This window comes from Acinetobacter sp. WCHA29 (assembly GCF_002165335.1).
Taxonomy (GTDB): domain Bacteria; phylum Pseudomonadota; class Gammaproteobacteria; order Pseudomonadales; family Moraxellaceae; genus Acinetobacter.
Genome location: NZ_NHRQ01000002.1, coordinates 86,261 through 108,453, shown reverse-complemented (window position 1 = coordinate 108,453; position 22,193 = coordinate 86,261). Strand labels below are relative to the sequence as shown.

Below are 22,193 nucleotides of genomic sequence, written 5' to 3'. Positions count from 1 at the left end.
ACTCCTAAATCCACAAGGACACAACAAGGTCAATCAGCTTGATCACAATAAACGGAAAGATCACACCACCTACACCGTAAATCAGCATATTACGGCGTAGCAATTGCAATGCACTGGCAGGTTTGAATTGAACACCTTTGAGTGCCAATGGAATCAGCATTGGAATAATCAAGGCATTAAAGATCAAAGCGGAAATCACCGCACTGCTTGGACTACTCAATTGCAAAATATTCAAAACACCAAGTTGTGGAATCGCTACCGCAAACAATGCAGGTAAAATGACAAAGTACTTAGATACATCATTTGCCAAAGAAAAAGTGGTTAATGCTCCACGAGTAATCAATTGCTGCTTACCAATTTCGACCACATCTAGCAATTTGGTTGGATCAGAATCTAAATCCACCATATTGCCCGCTTCTTTGGCTGCTTGGGTACCTGAGTTCATGGCTAAACCAATATCTGCCTGCGCCAAGGCGGGAGCATCATTGGTACCATCACCCACCATTGCGACTAATTTTCCTGCTGCTTGTTCGTTACGAATGCACGCCAATTTGTCCTCAGGTCTCGCCTCCGCAATATAGTCATCCACCCCTGCTTCGGCCGCAATCGCAGCCGCAGTCAATGGATTGTCTCCTGTGACCATAATGGTTTTGATGCCCATCTCACGTAACAGTGCAAAACGTTCCTTAATGCCTTGTTTGATCACATCCGACAGTTCAATCACGCCTAAAATATTGTGATTCGAAGCTACTACGAGTGGTGTTGCACCTTTAGAAGCCACTTGCTCTACACGAGTTTTAAGCTCAATGTTGTCTTGAATATTTTGATGGGTAAAGTTAAGAATGGCATCGACAGCACCCTTACGAATCGTTTGTCCAGTTGCTAAGTCCACACCCGATAAACGTGTTGAGGCACTAAACTGAATGAACTCAGCATCTTTCGGCTCTTGGATACTTTCACCTAATTCTTTCCCAAGGCTGATGACCGACTTCCCTTCAGGCGTTGGATCGGCAAAAGAGGTCAGCATCGCTGCTTGACGTAACTCACTTGTTGTCACACCTGCCAATGGATAAAAAGCAGTAGCTTGGCGATCTCCATAGGTGATCGTGCCTGTTTTATCCAACAACAACACATCAATATCACCCGCTACTTCAACCGCTTTACCTGATTTGGCTAAGACATTGGCTTTTAAAGCACGGTTCATCCCTGCAATCCCAATTGCAGGCAGCAAGCCGCCAATCGTGGTTGGAATCAAACACACCAACAGTGCAATCAGCAAAACCATACTGATTTTGATCCCAACCATTGAACCAATAAAAGGTAAGGTTGCCACCACCACAATAAAGGTGATGGTCATAATATTCAGTAAGATACTCAGTGCGATCTCATTCGGTGTCTTTTGACGGTTGGCACCTTCAACTAGGGCAATCATACGGTCTAGGAAGCTATGCCCTGCCTCATTACTGACTCGAATAATAATTTCATCTGACAAAACCTTAGTTCCACCAATCACACCTGAACGGTCAGTATTGGCTTCACGCAGTACGGGCGCAGATTCACCTGTAACGGCTGATTCATTAATCGTGGCAAAACCCTGAATAATCTCACCATCCGCAGGAACAATTTCACCAGCTTTGACGACAACTAAATCATCCTTTTTCAGTAAATTTGCGGAAATCACAGTCGGCACAGCATTTAAATAGAGAATTCGATTTGCGGTTAAGTTTTCACGCGCCTGACGTAAAGATGCAGCTTGTCCACGTCCCTTGGCTTCTGCAACCGCCTCGGCATAATTAGCAAATAAGACCGTGACCAATAAAATCAAGCTTAGGACTAAGCCAAAACCAAAACTGGCATTACCCATCAAAGTGGCAACAAGGGTTAAAACTGTTCCTACCCACACACATGCCATCACTGGATTTTTAAACGCGTGTTGAGGCAGCAATTTATGGAAAGTTTGCTGAATAATTTCTTTATTCAAGATATCCATCTGTTGTGTCGCATTTGAATGTTTCATTGTGCTTGCTCCACGCTTAAACTTTTATCGACAAATAGTCAGCAATTGGCCCAATCACCAACACTGGCATGAATTGCAACAAGGTCAGAATCAACACGATCCCGATTAAAGTCAGGGCAAAGGTTGGAGATTCGATCTGTAAAGAACCTTTGCTTTCGGCTGCTTGCGGTTTGGTTGCTAAACTCACTGCAATCAAAACAGGAATAATCAATACGCTATAACGCCCTGCCAATAACGCCACACTGGCACTTAGGTTCCACCAAAGCGTGCTATCACCTAAACCTTCAAAGCCCGAACCATTATTGGCATAGGCAGAAACATACTCATAAAACACTTGGCTAATGCCATGAAATGCGGGATTGGAACTCCCTGTCATGGATGGGAATGCAATAGCAATCGCAGTCAAACCAAGAATCACCACAGGTTGTAAAAGAATCACCAGTGCTAATAACTTAATTTCAGTGACTTCAATTTTTCGACCAAACAATTCAGGGGTACGCCCTGTCATCAAACCTGCGATAAATACCGCTAAAAACAGATAAATGAAGAACTGTAATAGCCCACACCCTATGCCGCCCCAAATGGCATTGATCAACATATTGCACAGTTCAACCAATCCCGTGAGGGGTGAGGCAGAGTCATGCATCATATTGACTGAGCCGTTATTCACTTGTGTGGTCACGCTTCCCCACAATGCCGATGCTTCAGCATCGAAACGCATTTCCTTCCCTTCCATCAAAGCAGTATTTGGAGTGAACGAAGATTTTTCAACCCACAGGGTCAACAGCGTTGAAGAAAGTGACATCAACAACATAGTGCCAAAAATCATCCACATCAGTTTTTTACGTTGAATAAAACGTCCAACCATAAACACCGCAGAAAGTGGAATCAGTAAAATCGCAATCATCTCAATCACATTGGATAGTGGCGTTGGATTTTCTAAAGGCACACTACTATTTGGGCCATACCAACCGCCACCGTTACTACCCAATTGTTTAATCGCCACCATCGGTGCAACTGGGCCGAGTGGAATATGTTGAGTTTTGACTTCTGTGCTTTGCTCTAAAACTTGCGCTGTTGGCCCCGCAGATAAGGTTGCTGGCACACCTTGAAAAGTGAGTAGTAAAGAAAAAATAAATCCCAAAGGAATGAAAAATCGAAATAGTGGTCGGATGATATCCATCCAGTAGTTACCCAAATTAATACGATTCCATTTGTTTTGATCTAGGTCTTGTTGTTGAGCTGATTGTAAAAATAATGCTCTTAACATGGCAACCAATAAGGCAAGTCCCATAATTGGTGACAAATATTGCAATCCCACAATCACGGTCATTTGCGATAGATAAGAGAGTTGAGACTGCCCCGAGTAATGCTGCTGGTTGGTATTGGTCAGAAATGAAATGGTGGTATGTAAAGCCAAATCCCAATTCATATTCGGGATATGATCAGGATTCAATGGTAGCCATGCCTGTGTCATTAAAATAGTGACACTTGCAGCAAGCAGTAAAATATTACTGAGCACAAATGCCGTTAAATATTGCCGCCAGTTCATCCCACTGTGCTTGACACCGAGTAGCGCATAAATCGGTTGCTCAATCCATTTAAACAAAGCGTCACTTTTCATTGGTTTGGCTTGCATTACATCCGCAAGATAGTGTCCGAGCGGATAAGCCAACAACAATGAAAAGAAAAATACAGTAATAAATTCCCACATAGCAAATGCCATTTAAAATAGGTCAGCTTTAGTATGGAAATTGAGAGCGTAAATTCTCTATATTGAAAAAACCAGTAGACGTAAATTTTGCGTAAAATTATTCCTAAACTATTCTCTGTATTGCCAAAAAATGCTTTAAAAAAAATTATGGAGAAAAATTTCTTAATTTTTACAAAAAATCTTTGACCTTTTAAAAAAATATTTTTGTAAAAATGCAAATTAAACACCACTTTATTTTTAATTAATAAGTTATATTTTTCATAACATTACCAATAAAAACACAGATGTATATAAAGATTAATAGCATTATTTCTATTCGGTTTCATGTAATCAATCGTACTGAGTAGTTCATTTAGAACATTTACTCTTATTTTAATTATGGTATTTTTGTTACATGGAGTTATAGCAAATCATGTGTCGTAAATGATTTGGCTTATCAATGATAGCTTCTCTACCTAAAAAATCTTGAAGTTCAAGGAAAGATTTAAAATGAAATTAAAACATCTTAGCACTGCCATGATTTTAGCGACGCTGCCTGTAACTGGAGTATTTGCAGCAGCATTAGATCGTTCAGGTCAGTCAATGTCTGCTTTTTTACAGCCAGGTAACTATTTTGAAGCTGGTCTTTCGGTTCTAGATCCAACTGTAGAAGGTAAAGAAGCTGGCGGAACACCAACTCAACGTAAAATTGGTGACATGGGTGACGATTACATGTTCCCTAGTGCAGCTTTAAAACTTCAACTTACAGACAATATTTCTTTTGGATTACTTTACGACCAACCTTTTGGTGCAGATGCCAAATACACCGGTGAGAACGTATTTGTTTCAAGCCCAAATGATGGCGTACTAAGTCAAAAGTCTTTATCTGATTTATCAACTAAGTCTATTGGTCAATTAGTAAATGCAGCTGGTGCTTCATTTGGACCTGCTCTTCAACAGGTAACTAATCAGACTGGCGGTAATCCAGCAAACCCAACTCAACAAGAAATTCTGGGTGCTTTACAGCAGGTTGCTATCGGTGGTAATACTACTGTTGCTGCTGGTCTTCAAAAGCTTCAACAAACTCAAACGGCATTAAATGCAGCAAAAGCTTATTTAGGTTCAAGTACGGGATCAAATAGCACTCAAGTTGAAGTAGATAGTCAGAATCTTTCAATGGTTTTTGGTTTCCAACCTAATAAAAATCTTAACTTTTATGCAGGACCTGTCATTCAAACTGTAAAAGGTCATGTCAGCCTTCGTGGTCAAGCTTATAGTGTTTATAATGGCTATGACGCAGATATTAAAGAAACAACTGGTACTGGTTGGTTAGCAGGTGCAGCTTATCAAATCCCAGAAATTGCACTTAAAGCATCGTTGACATATAGATCAGAAATTGATCACAAAATTAATATTAAAGAAGACCTTTCTTTGCTAGGATTCCCTGGGTTAACTAGTGTACTTACTGGTTTAGGTGTTGATGCGAGTAAACTTGCGGCTTTAAGTGTTGACAAAAAAACAAAAATTACAACCCCTCAATCTGTAAATCTAGATTTACAGACTGGTATCATGGCTAACACCGTAGCTTTTGCTAACGTACGTTGGGTTAACTGGAAGGATTTCTCAATCCAACCGTATAAATTCGGTGAACTTTCAAAAATTCTTGGTGGTGCAGGTCTAGTTGCTGGTAAACCTAATGGCTTTAATTTAGTCGAATATTCTGATGATCAATGGTCTGTAAATGCAGGTGTTGGTCGTAAGCTCAACGAAAAATGGGCTGGTAATGTTTCTGTCGGATGGGATTCTGGAGCAGGCAACCCTGTAACAACTTTAGGTCCAACAGAAGGTTACTGGAATGTGGGCTTTGGTGTTCAATATAGTCCTACACCTGCTACATTTATTTCTGGCGGTGTGAAATACTTCTGGTTAGGCGATGCTAAAGCACAAACCGGTGCACAAGCTGGTACTAATGAGTATGTAGCTAGTTTTGAAGATAATAATGCTATCGCTTACGGTTTAAAGATGGGTTACCGTTTCTAATCAACACATCGAATAAAAAAGACCATCATTTGATGGTCTTTTTTATTGCTATGCTAAAAATAAATACTGTTCAAAATTTATTATGGATTATTCTTAAAATATAGAAAAACATGATTAATCAAAGTCTTAACAAGAATTCACAAATAAACCGAATAGTATATAACACTACACTTCTCAAGAAATTTTCATGACTTTATCAGTTCATTTATGGACATTTGTAAAATATTTTGAGCCATAAAAATTATGTTACTTTTCGCAACATTCTTGTTACAGAGTGATATGAGAGAAAATACCAATGAAGATTAATGCGATTCAGCACGCTCTTTTACTTAGCTTACTCCCAACCACTTCAGCTTTTGCAGCAGCTTTAGACCGTTCAGGTCAATCTATTGCCCCTTTTTTACAAGCAGGCAACTATTTTGAAGCAGGTATTTCAGTTCTTGATCCAAATGTATCAGGAAAAGATACATCGAAAAATGAGACAGGTAATATGGCAGGTAACTATTACTCGCCAAACGCTGCTTTAAAAATTCAGGCAACCGAAAAATTCTCTATTGGTCTTATTTATGACCAACCTTATGGGGCTGATGCAGAGTACAAAGGCAAAAGTAACTTTATCGAAAGCCGCCCTCTTCCATTTAAAGGTGGTACTTCAGTTACAGTTGATACTGAAGATTTGAATTTAATTTTAGGTTATCAACCAACCCTAAACTGGAACATATATGCAGGCGCAGTTTATCAAACACTAGATGCAACGGTATTATTACGTGGTGAAAGTTATAGTGCGTACAGTGGTTATGATTTTAAAACAGGTCGTGATGAAGCTGTAGGTTGGTTAGTAGGTGTCGCTTATCAAATTCCAGAAATTGCACTCAAAACATCTTTAACTTACCGTGCAAAAATCAAGCATGAAATGAATGCATATGAGAATCATGGATTTGCAGGTTTTACAAACAGTCCTGTTTTTGATGCGATGTTAAATCAAATTAACAATGCTCAAGGTACAACTGAAATCACGACACCTCAGTCCGTTAATCTCGATTTTCAAACGGGAATTATGGAAAATACTGTCGCGTTCGCAAACGTTCGTTGGGTAAACTGGAAAGACTTTGCGATTCGTCCATATAAATTTGGAGCCGCTTCAGTTCTACCTCCTATCGTTAATAAGACTGGTAAAAAAGACGGCTTTGATCTAGTGGCTTATACTGACGACCAATATTCTGTAACTGCTGGCGTAGGTCGTAAAGTCAATGATCATTGGGCTGGTAGTGTATCTGTAGGTTGGGATTCTGGTGCAGGTAACCCAGTTACAACACTCGGTCCAACAGAAGGTTATTGGAATGTAGGCATAGGAGTTCAATATAGCCCTGCCCCGAATTACTTTATTGCTGGTGGTGTAAAGTATTTCTGGTTAGGAGATGCTAAAGCTCAATCAGGTTCTCAATTTAATACGCCTAACTACGTAGCTGAGTTTGAAAATAATGATGCTATCGCTTATGGTTTGAAAATTGGTTATAAATTCTAATAAATAGTAAAAAAATAAAAGGCGCTTAGAAGCGCCTTTTATTTTTAAATTTCCTTTACCTTTCATAAAAAGCTTAGAAATTTTAATTATTCTGGAATATCGCGTTGTGAAACAGCACGAATCGCCTGTTTTAGTGCCTCATAGCCATGCAAAGGTGGAAACTGTGGAAATTCAGCAATCACATTTTCTGGCGCATCAAATAAGAAACCATGATCCGCTTCACCCAACATGGTCGTATCATTATAAGAGTCACCTGCAGCAATCACACGGAAATTTAAACCATGTAATGCTTTCACCGCCTGACGCTTTTGATCAGGCTGGCGTAATTTATACGCCGTAATCATACCATTTTCATCAGTTTCAAGTTTGTGACAGAAAATCGTTGGCCAACCCAGTTGTTTCATCAATGGATGTGCAAACTCATAAAAAGTATCAGATAAAATAATCAGTTGAAAATGTGTACGTACCCATTCAACAAATTCTTTTGCACCTTCAAATGGTCCCATATCCGCAATCACAGCTTGAATATCATTTAAACCCAAACCATGCTCTTTTAAAATGTTTAAACGTTGAGTCATTAAAACATCATAATCTGGAATATCGCGCGTCGTCGCTTCTAATTCTTTAATTCCTGTTTTCTTGGCAAAGTTAATCCAGATTTCTGGTACAAGTACCCCTTCAAGGTCTAGGCATACGATTTCCATGAATGCATCCAATGTTGATTAAAAATTGCTGTATCATACCATTAAGATTTTCATTTTTTGCGCTGTTGTTAAATAAAACGATTTTATTCTGCAAGATTAAAATCGAAGACAAGCAAATGGCTTTGCTTAGAATGATTTACAATTGTACCCAAGCCTTTCGCCAGGAACACCTATGACTGTTATTCCGACTATTGACCTTGTAGATGCGCTCGCTGCTGAATATTCAGATAAATCACCACGAGAAATTTTAGAGCTTGCTTTAAGCCAAGAAGGCGAAATTGCAATTTCATTTTCTGGTGCTGAAGATGTTGTATTAATTGATATTGCTTCGCGTCTTGGTAAACCATTCCGTGTGTTTAGTTTAGATACAGGGCGTTTACATGCAGAAACCTATCAATTTATTGAAACTGTGCGTAAACATTACAATATTAAGATCGAAATTTGCTTTCCTGAATCCGCTGCTGTACAGCAGTTGGTAAATGAAAAGGGTTTATTTAGCTTTTTTGAAGATGGTCATCAGGAATGCTGTGGCGTTCGTAAAGTACAACCTTTACGTAAAAAATTAGCGACTTTGGATGGTTGGATTACAGGTCAACGTAAAGATCAAAGCCCAGGCACACGTAATGAGATCCCAGTGGTGCAAGCGGATGTTGGATTTTCAGGTGAAGGCAAGCAATTGATTAAATATAATCCGCTTGCAAATTGGAGCAGTGCAGATGTATGGAGTTATATTCGAATGATGGAAATTCCATATAACCCGCTGCACGAACGTGGTTTTATTTCAATTGGTTGTGAACCATGTACTCGTGCTGTATTACCAAACCAACATGAACGTGAAGGTCGTTGGTGGTGGGAAGAAGCAACTCACAAAGAGTGCGGATTACACTCGGGTAATCTGAAAAAATAATTCCTAGCAGATTTGGTATATAAAAACCACTGATTCGTCAGTGGTTTTATTTTTTCTAACTCTTCAGTACAAAGTCATATTTTAACCAGACCAAACCGTATATACTTTACACAACGGTTCAATAATTCTAATAAGAGCTCAAAGAGTATCTTATAAAAAATGCAATGAGAGGCTATATCTGCTATGCGCCCATTACACCCTATTGATTTTATTTTTCTTTCACTAGAGAAAAGACAGCAACCTATGCATGTAGGGGGATTATTTTTATTTGAAATCCCAGAAAATGCATCTCCGACATTCGTGCATGATCTTGTTCAAGATATCCGTCAATCGAAGAGTATTCCGGTTCCTCCATTTAACAATCAACTGACAGGATTATTCTGGGGTGAAGATCCTGAATTCGATATCGATCATCATTTCCGTCATATTGCGTTACCAAATCCAGGGCGTATTCGTGAACTATTGGTCTATATTTCACAGCAACACAGTTCCTTGATTGACCGTGCTAAACCACTATGGACATGCGACATTATTGAAGGCATTGAAGGCAATCGTTTTGCAATGTATTTCAAAATTCACCATGCGATGGTGGATGGTGTTGCAGGAATGCGATTGATCGAAAAATCACTCTCCAAAGACCCAAATGAAAAGCATGTCGTACCATTATGGTGTGTCGAAGGGAAGCGAACTAAACGCTTAAAGGCACCTAAGGCCCCTACTGCAAGTAAAATCAGAGGAGTCTTGGATACGATTAAATCACAGTGTGAAGTTGCACCTAAAGTGATGCACGAACTTTCACAAACCTTATTTAAGGAAATCGGGAAAAATCCTGATTATGTCTCAACATTTCAAGCACCACCATCGATCTTAAACCAACGTGTGAGTTCTTCTCGCCGTTTTGCTGCACAATCTTTTGAGTTGGAACGTTTCCGCCTTATCGCTAAAACACTTGGTGTAACACTCAATGACGTAGTACTAGCAGTTTGCTCTGGTGCATTACGTGAATATTTGATTAATCAAAATAGTTTGCCCAAAAAACCTTTGATTGCGATGGTTCCTGCTTCATTGCGTACCGATGATTCTGATTTCAGCAATCGTATTACCATGATTTTGGCAAACCTAGCCACTCATATTGCAGACCCAATTGAACGTTTAGAAATTATTCGCCGTAGCGTACAGAATTCAAAACAGCGTTTTAACCGCATGACTGCAAATGAAATCCTGAACTATAGTGCATTAGTCTATGGACCAGCAGGTTTAAACATCGCTTCAGGAATGTTACCGAAACGTCAGGCATTTAATCTAGTGATTTCGAATGTACCAGGTCCACGTGAACCATTATATTGGAATGGCGCAAAATTGGATGCGCTCTACCCTGCTTCAATCGTCATGGATGGCCAAGCACTAAATATTACAATGACAAGTTATTTAGATAAGTTAGAAGTAGGTTTGATTGCATGTCGTAATACAGTACCTAAAATGCAGACACTTCTTACGCATTTAGAGGACGAAATTCAGCGTTTTGAACAGGCCATTCAGGATTTGCCTGAACAGAAAGTTGCGAATTAAATTCACAGAAAAAATTAAGGGGCTTTAAATCGCCCCTTATTTTTTAATTGTACGACAACGCTGTAATAGTTGATGGCAGGCTAAACGGATCATTGCCGTAGTAATTTGGACTTCTTTACCTTGGCTATCAACCATATAACATGTATTGACTGGATTACTGTCTAAAACATGCTTAAAACCATGATTCACTAATCTTTCGCTCACATTCATAATTATATACCTCATATTATTTGCTAAGGTACTCAAGATACCTATGGCTCATTCTATGGTTCTAGTATTTAAAATTCATGATAGAAAGTAAAATTTCAGTTGTAACAAGGATTAAGCGAAATTTTGTTACAACTTTAGCTCAGAATGATATCGTATTGCTCTTGCGTATATAAATTTTCAACTTGGAATTTAATCACTCTGCTAATGAAATGCTCTAAATCTGCAACTGCTGGGGCTTCTGCCGTTAATAAACGATCAATCACTGCTGGATGTGCAACGACAGTAAAGCCACTCTTGGAATCAAATGCACGGGCATAACGCAAAATTTCTCGAAATATCTCGTAACATACTGTCTCTGCTGTCTTTACATATCCACGTCCCTGACAAGTTGGGCATGACTCACATAATAAATGTTCTAAAGACTCACGTGTACGTTTACGTGTCATTTCAACCAAGCCTAACTCTGAAACTTGGGTGATTTTTGTTTTGGCATGATCACGTTCAAGCATACGTTCAAACTGACGCATGACCTCTTGTCGATGCTCAAGCTCTTGCATGTCAATAAAATCAATAATGATAATGCCACCCAAATTACGTAGACGAAGTTGTCTCGCAATGACTTGTGTCGCTTCCATATTGGTTTTAAATACCGTGTCTTCTAAACTACGGCCACCCACATAAGAGCCTGTATTCACATCAATGGTGGTCATGGCTTCAGTCTGATCTATCATCAGATAGCCGCCTGACTTAAGTGCGACACGGGTCTGCAACGCTTTTTGAATATCTTCTTCGACGTTATACAAATCGAAAAGTGGCTTTTCGCCGGGATAGTGAATCAGACGATTTTCAATCGTTGGCACAAACTCAAGCACAAACTCACTTAACTTGGCATGAATCTCACGAGAATCGACATAAATTTTTGCGGTTTCATCACTGGCTAAATCACGGACAATTCGTTGTGGTAAAGGTAATTCTTCAAAAATAAGTTCAGGTGTCGCAACTTCTTTTTGCTTACGTTGAATATACTCCCAAAGCTTACTCAGATAGCACATATCTTGTGCAATCGCAGCTTCATCTACACCTTCCGCTGCGGTGCGAACGATCACACTACCCGGTAAGCTGTGTTCGGTCTGAATGCGTTCAATCATGCTACGAAGTCGATCACGCTCTTCTTCTGATTCAATGCGTTGTGATACACCGATATGATTACCATAAGGCATTAATACTAGATAACGTGATGGGATAGAAAGATCTGTGCTTAGACGTGCACCTTTAGTTCCCAACATGTCTTTCATCACTTGAACCGTCAACATCTGTCCCGGATGCAGAAGCTCGAAAACATTTGGGGTAGGTTGCGAACGTGACCAGACCATATCATTGATATGTAAAAAAGCAGTCCGAGACAATCCAATATCAACAAAAGCAGCTTGCATACCCGGCAGTACACGTACCACTTTACCTTTATAAATATTACCCACTAAACCACGTTTTACAGTACGCTCAACAAATAATTCATTGACCGTACCATTTTCAATTAAAGCCACACGACACTCCATCGGTGTGACGTTAATTAGCAATTCTTCTGCCATAATCCACTCAAAATTTTATAAAAATTCTTATATCCGAAAGTGTCTACTTTAAATTTTAACGCTTTCTAATAACAGTGCTGTTTCGTACAACGGTAAACCGACCACATTACTATAACTCCCCCGAATTTGGGGAATATATTGAGCTGCGATCCCTTGGATTGCATACGCCCCTGCTTTTCCAACAGGTTCACCCGTTGCCCAATATTTTTCCATTTCGGTATGACTTAACTGTTGCAACTCGACTTGAGTTCTAACCACTTTACTTAAGCATTGGACAGAGCTTGCCACACAAATTCCAGAGTACACATCATGCCATTGCCCAGAAATTGTTGACCAGATTTCAAATGCGTGCTGCTTTGATTGTGGTTTTCCAATGATCTTACCTGCAAAACTTAAACTGGTATCCGCAGCAATCACAATTGCATCAGGAAATAAACCTAGAACAGCATGTGCCTTTGCTCTCGCCAATCGTTCAACATAGTGTTCAACAATTTCACTTTCTCGGACACTTTCATCGATATCTGGACTGTATATTTCAAAGTCCAGACCTAACTGTTGTAGCAGTTCTTTGCGACGAGGTGAACTCGAAGCTAAAATTATACGCGCCATTTTTGTAAGCAGTAATAAACCATCGGCCATCCTATCACGCTAGTAACAAGCGGTTGCCAATGTCTCGCTATTGAAAAATGTGTACTCGATATTGTTTGACTCATCCACAAAAAGGTTAAGTGTGCAATAATTGCAAGTACAGCGATTACCCATGAGTTCGCGAAAGTTAAAATTCGGCGTTCACGAATAAAATAACGCGTACCAAACGTAATTAAAACAAAACTTAGTGCATTTAAACCCAAAGGCGCATCTAACAATAAATCAGTGAAAATCCCCACGCCAAAGGCGAACCAAACCCCGCACCAACTAGGTTGATAAAGAATCCAGAACAGCATGGTCATCAACATAATTGATGGTCGCCATCCTGAAGCTTCGTAAGCAATCGGATAAACTAAAAGAATAGACCCGATAATAATTGAGATGATGATCATCCAAAGTGGATCTTTGCGTTTTTCAAAACTCAATCTAGCGATCGGCATAAGGTTGCTCCTGCGCTAAAGATTCTGAAAATAAAACTACCACATGATGACCACTGGCAAGCTGTGCCGCAGGAATAACATCAATTTCTGCAAACTCACCTGAAGTATGACGGCTAACCTTAGAAACAGTACCCACCAAATAACCAGCAGGAAAGTGTTCACCCAAACCAGAACTAAATACCTTATCACCCGCTTGAATATTCGCGCTTGTCGGGACGTATTCCATTTTTAGGTGACCTAAATCACCTGTTCCAGATACAATCGCACGCATTCCTGTTCGTTCTAAGCGCACAGACAGCGAATGTTCTTTATCAGATAACAACATGATACGGGCACTATGTGGGTACACATTAATCAGCTGTCCCATAATCCCTTTATCATCGAGAACAGTTTGCCCAACTTTTAAGTGATCCACAGAGCCACGGTTAATGATAATAATATGGCGTAATGGGTCGGCATCTGTTCCAATCACTTCTGCAATTTGCATACGACCATCAATAATCAATGGCGTATCCAAAAGCCCCCTTAAACGGTTATTTTCCGCGGAGAGTTCTGAAAGTTTTTGGAGTCGAACTTGAGCTTGAAGGAGTTCAGCCTGCATTGCGGTATTTTCACGGCGCAATTGGGTTTCAGATTTGGTTTGTTGGTTCAGCCATTCTCGCGACAATACAGGATAACTTGCCAGCGCATAAATTGGATTATACGCTGCGTACAAGACATCTCTTGCTGGCTTAATCACATAAGGCATGCGCCAATCAAAGAAAAGCACCACCAAACATGAAATAACCGCAATAATAAATGAGCGAAAAGATGGCGGTTGTCTTGAAAAAAGATTCGGTTGCACCGCCTAGTCCTTATGATTTAGCCAACAAAAAGCATGTCATGGTTCGGATTATCAAAGAACTCTAAGACTTTACCGCCACCACGCGTGACGCAAGTTAAAGGGTCATCCGCAACAATCACAGGTAGACCTGTTTCTTGCGCAAGCAATTTATCAAGGTTACGTAATAATGCACCGCCACCGGTCAACACAATACCGCGCTCTGCAATATCCGAAGAAAGTTCAGGTGGAGTTTGTTCTAAAGCAGATTTTACTGCGCTTACGATGCTTTGTAATGGGTCAGCAATCGCTTGTGAGATTTCATCAGAAGTGACGGTAATCGCACGTGGCACACCTTCTGCCAAATTACGACCACGAACTTCAATCTGAAGGGTTTTGCCATCAGTCACAGCCATACCCACTTCTTTTTTAATGGTTTCTGCTGTGGTTTCCCCAATCACGCAACCATGCGCTTTACGCACATAATTGATAATTTGCTCATCAAATACATCACCACCGATACGTAATGAATCGGCATAAACACAGCCTTGCAATGAAATGATCGCAATCTCAGTCGTACCGCCACCCACATCAACCACCATCGAACCACATGCTTGTTCGACTGGCATACCTGCACCAATCGCTGCCGCCATTGGCTCTTCAATTAAACGGACATCACGCGCGCCTGCATTAAATACAGCCTCACGAATCGCACGACGTTCAACTAAAGTCGATTTACATGGGACACACACCACAACGCGCGGTGCTGGTGGAAATAAACGCTTTTCATGTACTTTACCGATAAACTGATTCAACATGGTCTCAGTGACTTCAAAATCGGCAATCACACCGTCTTTCATCGGACGAATCGCTGAAATATTCGCTGGTGTACGACCTAACATTTGTTTAGCATCAAGACCAACAGCAGCAACAATTTTTTGTGAACCGCTATGACGAATCGCCACAACAGTCGGTTCATTTAATATAATGCCACGGCCTGGTGCATAAATCAGTGTATTTGCCGTACCTAAATCAATGGCTAAATCCGGCGAAAACAAGCCAATTAGTCGTTTTAGAATCACGGGGGCGTTCTCAATTAAACTTTGTATGGATGCAAGGTGGCAACTTTAACGAAATGTGATGCTTTGAACAAGTCAATCGCTTATTATAACGCACGATATTTTGCAATTTTTTGATACTGAATTAGGTAAAGTTATGTCTACATCATCAGATGCTCAGCAGACAACGGACTTAAATGCACAGACCGTTTCAGCGATTGCACATCTTGCTCGCTTGTCTCTAAATGACACGCAATCTACTGAATATGCTCAAAGTTTAAATAAAATTCTTGGCATGATGGAAAGCCTAAAAGGCATTAATACCGATAACGTTGAGCCTTTGAAAAGTCCTTTTGATAATCCGCAACCTTTACGTGCTGATATTGTAAGTGAAAGCAACCATCGTGATGAATATCAAGCGGTCGCTCCTGCAACAGAAGCAGGCTTGTACCTTGTACCTCGCGTAATTGAATAATTTCTATTCGATTAATCAATATTTTATATTTAGAATGTAAAGAAATTTTTCATATGACAGATTTACATCGCTTATCAATCCGTGAACTCTCTGAAGGGCTAAAACAAGCTCAATTTTCATCACGCGAATTGACCGAACATTATTTAAAACGTATTGCCAAAATTGACCCGAAAGTAAAAAGTTATGTAACGGTGACAGCAGAACAAGCACTTATTGAAGCTGATGCTGCTGATGTTGCACTTAAGTCAGGTCATGCACATGCGTTGGCAGGTATTCCTCTTGCACACAAAGACATTTTTTGTACTCAAGGCATTAAAACCACTGCGGGTTCAAAAATGCTCGATAACTTCATTTCACCTTATGACGCAACTGTGGTTGCTAAAGCTAAAGCTGCAGGTCTTGTGACTTTAGGTAAGGTGAATATGGATGAATTCGCTATGGGTTCAACGTCTGAAAGCTCGTACTTTGGTGCAACAGGTAACCCTTGGGCATTAGATCATGTCCCAGGTGGTTCATCAGGTGGTTCCGCTGCGGCTGTGGCGGCTGATCTCGCGCCGATTGCAACAGGTACGGATACTGGTGGTTCAATTCGCCAACCAGCTTCATTCTGCGGCTTAACAGGCTTAAAACCGACTTATGGTCGTGTATCACGCTTCGGTATGATTGCGTATGCATCATCACTCGATCAAGGCGGTCCAATGGCACGTTCTGCGGAAGACTGTGCATATTTGATGAATGTGATTGCAGGTCATGATGCCAAAGACTCAACTTCAGTGAATAAAGAGGTTGACGATTACGTTGCTAACTTGAATGGCACAGCAGTCAAAGGCTTACGCATTGGTATTCCAAAGCAATACTTCAATGTCGCAGGTTTAGACACCGATGTAAAAGCACGTGTTGAAGAATCATTGAAAAAACTTGAAGAGATGGGTGCAATCTTGGTTGAGATTGATCTCAACATGACTGAAGCCTATGTACCGACTTACTACCTGATCGCCCCTGCGGAAGCTTCTTCGAACCTGTCACGTTTTGATGGTGTACGCTATGGCTACCGTTGTGAAAATCCAGTGGATTTAATGGACTTGTACAAACGCTCACGTTCAGAAGGTTTTGGTGCTGAAGTACAACGTCGTATCCTGATCGGGACGTATGCCCTGTCTGCGGGTTACTACGATGCCTACTATGTCAAAGCACAAAAAGTACGTCGTTTGATTCAGCAAGATTTCTTGAAAGCATTTGAAAATGTTGACGTGATTGCTGCACCATCTGCACCAACCACAGCATATAAGATCGGTGCAAACCTCAGCCCGACTGAAATGTATTTAGGCGATATCTATACCCTTGCTGTGAACTTGGCAGGTCTACCAGCCATCAATGCACCTGTAGGTTTTGATAAAGACAGCTTGCCTGTTGGTTTACAGTTGATTGGTAACTACTGGTCAGAATCACAATTGCTTTCGATTGTGCATCAATATCAACAAAACACAGACTGGCATACCAAACGTGCGGCAATTGCTGAGGAGAATGCATAATGGCTGAAGCTCAAAAGTTAAAATTAATTGACGGTTGGGAAGTCGTTATCGGGATTGAGATCCACACGCAGTTGGCGACCAAGTCTAAAATCTTCTCAGGTTCATCGACTGAATTTGGTCAAGACCCAAATACACAAGCCAACCTTGTTGATTTAGCCATGCCGGGCGTATTGCCTGTATTGAATGCCGAAGTGGTTGATCTTGCAATTCGCTTTGGTTTGGGTATTGATGCCTATATCGATCAAGCATCTGTGTTTGCGCGTAAAAACTACTTCTATCCAGATTCGCCAAAAGGCTATCAAATCAGCCAGATGGACAATCCGATTGTAGGCTTGGGTCATATCGACATTCAACTGGAAGATGGTACGACCAAACGCATTGGTGTGACCCGTGCCCATCTTGAAGAAGATGCAGGTAAATCGATTCATGACCAATTCGAAGGTATGTCGGGTATCGACTTAAACCGTGCTGGTACGCCATTGCTTGAAATCGTATCTGAGCCAGATATGCGTTCGGTTGAAGAAGCGGTTGCCTATATCAAGTCGATTCACACGCTTGTACGCTGGTTAGGTATTTCTGACGGCAACATGGCAGAAGGCTCATTCCGTGCCGACTGTAACGTGTCTTTGCGTCGTCCAGGTCAACCTTTTGGCACACGCTGTGAGTTGAAAAACCTCAACTCTTTCCGTTTCATTGAACAGGCGATCAATGTTGAAATTGAACGCCAGATGGAAATTTTGGAATACGGCGGCACAATTGATCAGGAAACCCGTTTGTTCGATCCGAACAAGATGGAAACCCGTTCAATGCGCTCGAAAGAAGAAGCCAACGACTATCGCTACTTCCCTGATCCAGACTTGTTGCCAGTGATCATTGCCGATGAGCAGATTGAAGCGGCACGTGCTGCGCTTCCAGAGTTGCCTGCTGCTCGCCGTGTCCGTTTTATGGCTGACTTCGGTGTAACTGAATACGATGCACATGTATTGACGCTGTCACGCGAAATGGCTGACTTCTACGAGGCTGTTGTCGCTGCTGCTGGCGGTGCTGCGCAAGGTAAGGTCTCTGCAAACTGGGTGATGGGCGAATTCTCAGGTGCTTTAAACAAAGCAGGCCTAGAATTGGCGGACTCTCCTGTTTCTGCTGAGCAGTTGGGTGGTATGATTGCACGTATTGTTGACAATACCATTAACGGCAAAATCGCGAAGCAAGTGTTTGGCTTTATGTGGGAAGCAGAAGGAAAATCTGCAGATGACATTATTGCTGAAAAAGGCTTAAAGCAAGAAACCGATACAGGTGCGATTGAGGCGATTATCAAAGACGTGCTTGCAGCCAATGAAAAAATGGTTGAAGAGTATAAATCTGGTAAAGAGAAAGCCTTTAACGGTCTTGTTGGTCAAGTGATGAAAGCTGCGAAAGGCAAAGCGAACCCTGCGCAAGTGAATGAATTAATGAAGAAATTGATTGGTTGATTAATTCGCTAATTAATTGATTTCATGTTATAAGAACCTCGCTTAATGCGGGGTTTCTTATGAATCAGACTATTGCATATATATCTACAACTTCATCCTATCTAAAAGAAATAATCGATAAAAAGAGCTTAAGGATTTTTGCTGCTGACTTAATACTTTCTAATGCATCAACCGAACTTCAAATTTTTTATAAAATATTAGATAGTGAAAAACTATCTTGGTTAACTCATATCCCCTTTATAATCACAAATGAATTAGGCGACATCTATTTATGTAAATTGAAAAATGCCGTATATGAAAAAGAAAATTCAATTATAGAATTTTCTTTTATAAATACCCAAAAAAAGATTTATTCAAAAAATGATATTATCGAATTAGATTCACTAAATAGATTTAGAAGAGATGAAAGCGATATACTTATTCAAATTATCACCTTAGATAAAGAAAATATTTATATTAATCATATAAAAAATTATAGTGATGATTTATTGTATTTCAATCCCGAACTATTCAGGAAAATAATAGAAGATTCCAATGAAACTGAGAAAGAAAGCGTAACAGATTTAGAATCTTTCTTTAGAAAAATGATTAAACTAATAAATATTGAAAATCCAGATTTCAATGAAAGATTTTTTAGAGGGCATTCTTCATTAACGTATAGGTTAGAACCTTCAAATTTTAGATTTTATAATGGGAAAAGAGTTTATCTACATAATGAAGATAAACTTTATAGAGAATTAATTATAAATGAACCCCTCCCATTTAATGACGATAAAAATGCTCTAGAAATTTTGACTAGAATGCAACATTTTGGTTTATATACTAGATTATTGGATATAACTTCTAATCCGTTAACTGCTTTATTTTTTGCTTGTCAGAATAAAAATAATGAAGATGGAGAAGTAATTATTATTAGACCAAACAAAAAAAATATTAAATATTATGACTCTGATACGGTTAGTTGTATAACAAATATTGCTAAACTTAATATAAATGACAAAAATAGCCTTACTTATTTTTTGCTTAAAAAACCATTTCCTAACAAGCTAAATTATAGCCTAACTTCTCATAAAAAATTCTTACATTTTATTAAAGAGGAAAAACCCTATTTTCAAAATTTAGTTAAACCAAGCGATTTAAACCGTGTTATATGCATTAAAAGCAAACTTAACAATAAACGTATCTTAGCTCAAACTGGAGCGTTTTTGTTATTTGGTCTAAAAGCTAAAATGAATGAAAGATCAGATTCAGACTATCAAATTCATAGAATTAGAATCGCTGGTTCTGCTAAATCGAAAATTTTAAAAGACCTAGATCTTATAAATATTAATCTTAGAACAATTTACCCTACTTTAGAAAACACTGCAAAATACTTGCAAGACAAATACAAATGAATATCAAAAAAGTATCCTCTATTACTAAACTTGAAGACTTAGGACGTATCCAACTTTCAAAGTCTTTCTTCATGCGTGACTTCCTCTATAGCGAAATCGCTAATTGGTATGGTGTACCCAACTTCCCCGATCATCCTGAAAAAGCCATCTACACAGGTACACAACTGTGCGAGCAACTGCTCGAACCACTCCAAGATAAATTTGGACGAATTACGATTCGCTCGGCATATCGTTCTCCAAGCGTCAATCAACTCGGCAATGAAAAAGGACATAACTGCGCCAGCAACGAGAAAAACTTTGCCAGTCACATTTGGGACTATCCCGATGCAAAAGGTTATGGGGCAACGGCGTGTATTGTCATTCCATCATTTTTAGAGCTATATGAAAAAGATCAAGCCAATTGGCAACAACTCGCCTATTGGATTCATAATAATTTGAATTACAACCACCTACAATTTTTCCCAAAACTTTGTGCATTTAATATTGGCTGGCATGAACAACCGAGAAAAGAAATTCATAGTTTTATTAAAGGCTATCAAGGCAATTTAAAAGTGACACCAGAACCCAATCCTGAATATGAAAATTTTTATCCCGATTTGATGTAAGTGCTCTGCCTAAACGCTTTTTCCAAAAGCAGCGTTTAAAACTACCCCCCTCTTAACACACCCAACTTATTCCAGATATCAGGTGTTAAAAAAGTCGTAACCAATTTATTTAAATCAATATAACGCAACGTGCCTTGCAACTGCTGTCTGACCGCTGGGTCTTTCACAATATCCTCACCCGCACTCTGACCTAACTGCTGAAAAGCCTCTCCAACCGCTTGAATCCCCTCAGCCTGAATCACCGCCTTAGTCTGAGCCGAACACTGCTCCACGATCACACGCTGTAAAACCTGTGCCAATTTCTGATCTAACTGATTCTTTTGCTCAGGCGTAACATTACTAAAAGATTTTAAATCAGGATGCGCTGCCAAAGCGGTAAACGTCCATTGTAAAACTGTGGTTTTATCCGCTGCCGTCGTGGCTTTCACCAAACAATCACTGAGTTGATCGACGGTTGGCCCTGCGATTGCCACTTGGGTTGTTCCCAACACAGCCGCAGCCATGATTACAGAACGGCTCAAATGAGAAAATTTACGGCGAGATGAGGTATAAATAGTATGAGACATAAGCACAGTTCCAAAAAGCAATCAGTCTCTTTGTGTACCACGCACTATACAAATCATCTGTTATGACGCTGTAAATTGCATAAGTCCACGGACTTAAAGCTTTAGCAAAATCTAAAACCGAATTAACTTAGCCTTGCCCTTGATAATCCCAGTTTGCAGGAATATTTGGCTGCTTTGATACTTTGTTTAAGTCAATATTGAGATTTCGGCTACCCTTAAATGATTTCTCACCTGAATCCGATGCAGGCGATACATCCAAACTATAACGATAACGGAATTGCCAAAGCATCGGCTTAATTGGACGAATATCCAGACTCAAACTATCTTCATCATGGCATTTGCCTCTAGAACTTTCATAATCCTGTTCTGAGAAACACGCCCGAATCATACGATTAAAACTAAACGGATAATTTTCAATAAAACGATGTGTTTTGCCTGATTCCTTTAACTCGTAAAAGCTGGCACGTTCAATTCCTGCTCCACCACCCGAATACATTTCCGAAAAGGTATCAATCACTGCAATGGCATAACGATTTGGATCCATAGGAAATAGCTTAGGAAAAACATATTGCCCCGATCTTGCCATTTCATCCGCAGGAGATAATTGAATATGCCACTGTTGCAACAATTTAAATCCAGTGGTCGAGATGCCAAATTGAGCAACATTTCCATCTGACAATAACCATAAACTTTGGTCAGTAGCTTTTAAACTACGCCATTGCGCACGCTGCTGACATAAGTCTTTCACCTGTTCACATAGCTGTGTCTGTTCCGTTTGGCTGAGTTGCCCTTTTTTAAATTCTAAAATTTGCAACGGCGCAGCAATAATTGAAGTGCTAAAACAACTGAATGAAACCGTTAAAATCAGCCCACGTAAATGAATTTTATGATTCAGCATGATATTTCCTTAGGCTATTTTTATTGGCGTAACG

General features: G+C 39.9%; 20 protein-coding genes. 9 read left to right on the top strand and 11 right to left on the bottom strand.

The window, feature by feature from the left end; genetic code table 11:
• Window positions 1-4: 4 nt before the first annotated feature.
• Both kdpB and kdpA read right to left on the bottom strand, forming a co-directional pair.
• The gene (kdpB, locus tag CDG59_RS01985; RefSeq protein ID WP_087543240.1) at window positions 5-2,017 is read right to left on the bottom strand and encodes a potassium-transporting ATPase subunit KdpB; all 2,013 of its coding nucleotides are present in this window, start codon (window positions 2,015-2,017) and stop codon (window positions 5-7) included.
• Between the two features lie 16 nt (window positions 2,018-2,033).
• The gene (gene kdpA / locus CDG59_RS01980; protein ID WP_087543438.1) at window positions 2,034-3,731 is read right to left on the bottom strand and encodes a potassium-transporting ATPase subunit KdpA; all 1,698 of its coding nucleotides are present in this window, start codon (window positions 3,729-3,731) and stop codon (window positions 2,034-2,036) included.
• A gap of 489 nt (window positions 3,732-4,220) precedes the next feature.
• On the opposite strand from kdpA, the gene CDG59_RS01975 reads away from it, so the two are divergent.
• Window positions 4,221-5,750 (top strand): long-chain fatty acid transporter, encoded by a 1,530-nt coding sequence (locus CDG59_RS01975; protein WP_087543238.1) that lies wholly within the window; start codon window positions 4,221-4,223, stop codon window positions 5,748-5,750.
• A gap of 295 nt (window positions 5,751-6,045) precedes the next feature.
• On the top strand, window positions 6,046-7,275 hold the full coding sequence (locus CDG59_RS01970; protein WP_087543236.1) for an OmpP1/FadL family transporter: 1,230 nt from the start codon (window positions 6,046-6,048) through the stop codon (window positions 7,273-7,275).
• An 86-nt stretch (window positions 7,276-7,361) separates the two neighbouring features.
• On the opposite strand, the gene thrH is transcribed toward CDG59_RS01970, so the two are convergent.
• Complete coding sequence (gene thrH / locus CDG59_RS01965; RefSeq protein WP_087543234.1) at window positions 7,362-7,979, bottom strand: bifunctional phosphoserine phosphatase/homoserine phosphotransferase ThrH; 618 nt, start codon at window positions 7,977-7,979, stop codon at window positions 7,362-7,364.
• A 172-nt stretch (window positions 7,980-8,151) separates the two neighbouring features.
• On the opposite strand from thrH, the gene CDG59_RS01960 reads away from it, so the two are divergent.
• Together CDG59_RS01960 and CDG59_RS01955 are read left to right on the top strand one after the other, a co-directional pair.
• The gene (locus CDG59_RS01960) at window positions 8,152-8,886 is read left to right on the top strand and encodes a phosphoadenylyl-sulfate reductase (RefSeq protein ID WP_087535743.1); all 735 of its coding nucleotides are present in this window, start codon (window positions 8,152-8,154) and stop codon (window positions 8,884-8,886) included.
• A gap of 183 nt (window positions 8,887-9,069) precedes the next feature.
• On the top strand, window positions 9,070-10,455 hold the full coding sequence (locus CDG59_RS01955; protein ID WP_087535742.1) for a WS/DGAT/MGAT family O-acyltransferase: 1,386 nt from the start codon (window positions 9,070-9,072) through the stop codon (window positions 10,453-10,455).
• A 36-nt stretch (window positions 10,456-10,491) separates the two neighbouring features.
• Here the strand turns inward: CDG59_RS01955 and CDG59_RS01950 are convergent, their stop codons facing one another.
• From CDG59_RS01950 to CDG59_RS01925, 6 genes are all read right to left on the bottom strand, one after another.
• Entirely contained in the window at window positions 10,492-10,665 is a 174-nt protein-coding gene (locus CDG59_RS01950) for a PA1571 family protein (RefSeq protein WP_004664584.1), read from the bottom strand.
• A 134-nt stretch (window positions 10,666-10,799) separates the two neighbouring features.
• On the bottom strand, window positions 10,800-12,254 hold the full coding sequence (rng, locus tag CDG59_RS01945) for a ribonuclease G (protein WP_087535741.1): 1,455 nt from the start codon (window positions 12,252-12,254) through the stop codon (window positions 10,800-10,802).
• A gap of 48 nt (window positions 12,255-12,302) precedes the next feature.
• Entirely contained in the window at window positions 12,303-12,863 is a 561-nt protein-coding gene (locus CDG59_RS01940; protein ID WP_087535740.1) for a Maf-like protein, read from the bottom strand.
• A complete protein-coding gene (gene mreD, locus CDG59_RS01935; protein ID WP_087543232.1) occupies window positions 12,851-13,342 on the bottom strand; it encodes a rod shape-determining protein MreD in 492 nt (163 codons plus the stop codon). The genes CDG59_RS01940 and mreD overlap by 13 nt, the downstream gene beginning before the upstream one ends.
• Window positions 13,329-14,186 (bottom strand): rod shape-determining protein MreC, encoded by an 858-nt coding sequence (mreC, locus tag CDG59_RS01930; RefSeq protein ID WP_004664592.1) that lies wholly within the window; start codon window positions 14,184-14,186, stop codon window positions 13,329-13,331. Before mreC ends, mreD begins: the two co-directional genes overlap by 14 nt.
• 17 nt (window positions 14,187-14,203) lie before the next feature.
• On the bottom strand, window positions 14,204-15,244 hold the full coding sequence (locus tag CDG59_RS01925; protein WP_004664594.1) for a rod shape-determining protein: 1,041 nt from the start codon (window positions 15,242-15,244) through the stop codon (window positions 14,204-14,206).
• A gap of 133 nt (window positions 15,245-15,377) precedes the next feature.
• On the opposite strand from CDG59_RS01925, the gene gatC reads away from it, so the two are divergent.
• The 5 genes from gatC to CDG59_RS01900 are packed head-to-tail and all read left to right on the top strand — an operon-like array spanning window position 15,378 to window position 20,695.
• Complete coding sequence (gene gatC, locus CDG59_RS01920) at window positions 15,378-15,695, top strand: Asp-tRNA(Asn)/Glu-tRNA(Gln) amidotransferase subunit GatC (RefSeq protein WP_004664595.1); 318 nt, start codon at window positions 15,378-15,380, stop codon at window positions 15,693-15,695.
• Window positions 15,696-15,748: 53 nt separating this feature from the next.
• The gene (gene gatA, locus CDG59_RS01915) at window positions 15,749-17,227 is read left to right on the top strand and encodes an Asp-tRNA(Asn)/Glu-tRNA(Gln) amidotransferase subunit GatA (protein WP_087543230.1); all 1,479 of its coding nucleotides are present in this window, start codon (window positions 15,749-15,751) and stop codon (window positions 17,225-17,227) included.
• The gene (gatB, locus tag CDG59_RS01910) at window positions 17,227-18,696 is read left to right on the top strand and encodes an Asp-tRNA(Asn)/Glu-tRNA(Gln) amidotransferase subunit GatB (RefSeq protein ID WP_087543228.1); all 1,470 of its coding nucleotides are present in this window, start codon (window positions 17,227-17,229) and stop codon (window positions 18,694-18,696) included. The genes gatA and gatB overlap by 1 nt, the downstream gene beginning before the upstream one ends.
• Before the next feature lie 59 nt (window positions 18,697-18,755).
• A complete protein-coding gene (locus CDG59_RS01905; RefSeq protein WP_087543227.1) occupies window positions 18,756-20,090 on the top strand; it encodes an FRG domain-containing protein in 1,335 nt (444 codons plus the stop codon).
• Window positions 20,087-20,695, top strand: coding sequence for a hypothetical protein (locus CDG59_RS01900; RefSeq protein WP_039047139.1), 609 nt, complete (start codon window positions 20,087-20,089; stop codon window positions 20,693-20,695). Before CDG59_RS01905 ends, CDG59_RS01900 begins: the two co-directional genes overlap by 4 nt.
• A gap of 41 nt (window positions 20,696-20,736) precedes the next feature.
• On the opposite strand, the gene CDG59_RS01895 is transcribed toward CDG59_RS01900, so the two are convergent.
• Together CDG59_RS01895 and CDG59_RS01890 are read right to left on the bottom strand one after the other, a co-directional pair.
• Window positions 20,737-21,261: a hypothetical protein gene (locus tag CDG59_RS01895; RefSeq protein WP_087543225.1), complete on the bottom strand. Its 525-nt coding sequence runs from the start codon at window positions 21,259-21,261 to the stop codon at window positions 20,737-20,739.
• 127 nt (window positions 21,262-21,388) lie between these two features.
• On the bottom strand, window positions 21,389-22,159 hold the full coding sequence (locus CDG59_RS01890) for a hypothetical protein (RefSeq protein WP_087543224.1): 771 nt from the start codon (window positions 22,157-22,159) through the stop codon (window positions 21,389-21,391).
• Between the last annotated feature and the right edge of the window lie 34 nt (window positions 22,160-22,193).

What these genes read in the sequence shown, in the direction of transcription:
- kdpB (WP_087543240.1), bottom strand. Translation starts at nt 2,017, where the DNA reads ATGAAACATTCAAATGCGACACAACAGATGGATATCTTGAATAAAGAA.
- kdpA (WP_087543438.1), bottom strand. Translation starts at nt 3,731, where the DNA reads ATGTGGGAATTTATTACTGTATTTTTCTTTTCATTGTTGTTGGCTTAT.
- CDG59_RS01975 (WP_087543238.1), top strand. Translation starts at nt 4,221, where the DNA reads ATGAAATTAAAACATCTTAGCACTGCCATGATTTTAGCGACGCTGCCT.
- CDG59_RS01970 (WP_087543236.1), top strand. Translation starts at nt 6,046, where the DNA reads ATGAAGATTAATGCGATTCAGCACGCTCTTTTACTTAGCTTACTCCCA.
- thrH (WP_087543234.1), bottom strand. Translation starts at nt 7,979, where the DNA reads ATGGAAATCGTATGCCTAGACCTTGAAGGGGTACTTGTACCAGAAATC.
- CDG59_RS01960 (WP_087535743.1), top strand. Translation starts at nt 8,152, where the DNA reads ATGACTGTTATTCCGACTATTGACCTTGTAGATGCGCTCGCTGCTGAA.
- CDG59_RS01955 (WP_087535742.1), top strand. Translation starts at nt 9,070, where the DNA reads ATGCGCCCATTACACCCTATTGATTTTATTTTTCTTTCACTAGAGAAA.
- CDG59_RS01950 (WP_004664584.1), bottom strand. Translation starts at nt 10,665, where the DNA reads ATGAATGTGAGCGAAAGATTAGTGAATCATGGTTTTAAGCATGTTTTA.
- rng (WP_087535741.1), bottom strand. Translation starts at nt 12,254, where the DNA reads ATGGCAGAAGAATTGCTAATTAACGTCACACCGATGGAGTGTCGTGTG.
- CDG59_RS01940 (WP_087535740.1), bottom strand. Translation starts at nt 12,863, where the DNA reads ATGGCGCGTATAATTTTAGCTTCGAGTTCACCTCGTCGCAAAGAACTG.
- mreD (WP_087543232.1), bottom strand. Translation starts at nt 13,342, where the DNA reads ATGCCGATCGCTAGATTGAGTTTTGAAAAACGCAAAGATCCACTTTGG.
- gatC (WP_004664595.1), top strand. Translation starts at nt 15,378, where the DNA reads ATGTCTACATCATCAGATGCTCAGCAGACAACGGACTTAAATGCACAG.
- gatA (WP_087543230.1), top strand. Translation starts at nt 15,749, where the DNA reads ATGACAGATTTACATCGCTTATCAATCCGTGAACTCTCTGAAGGGCTA.
- gatB (WP_087543228.1), top strand. Translation starts at nt 17,227, where the DNA reads ATGGCTGAAGCTCAAAAGTTAAAATTAATTGACGGTTGGGAAGTCGTT.
- CDG59_RS01905 (WP_087543227.1), top strand. Translation starts at nt 18,756, where the DNA reads ATGAATCAGACTATTGCATATATATCTACAACTTCATCCTATCTAAAA.
- CDG59_RS01900 (WP_039047139.1), top strand. Translation starts at nt 20,087, where the DNA reads ATGAATATCAAAAAAGTATCCTCTATTACTAAACTTGAAGACTTAGGA.
- CDG59_RS01895 (WP_087543225.1), bottom strand. Translation starts at nt 21,261, where the DNA reads ATGTCTCATACTATTTATACCTCATCTCGCCGTAAATTTTCTCATTTG.
- CDG59_RS01890 (WP_087543224.1), bottom strand. Translation starts at nt 22,159, where the DNA reads ATGCTGAATCATAAAATTCATTTACGTGGGCTGATTTTAACGGTTTCA.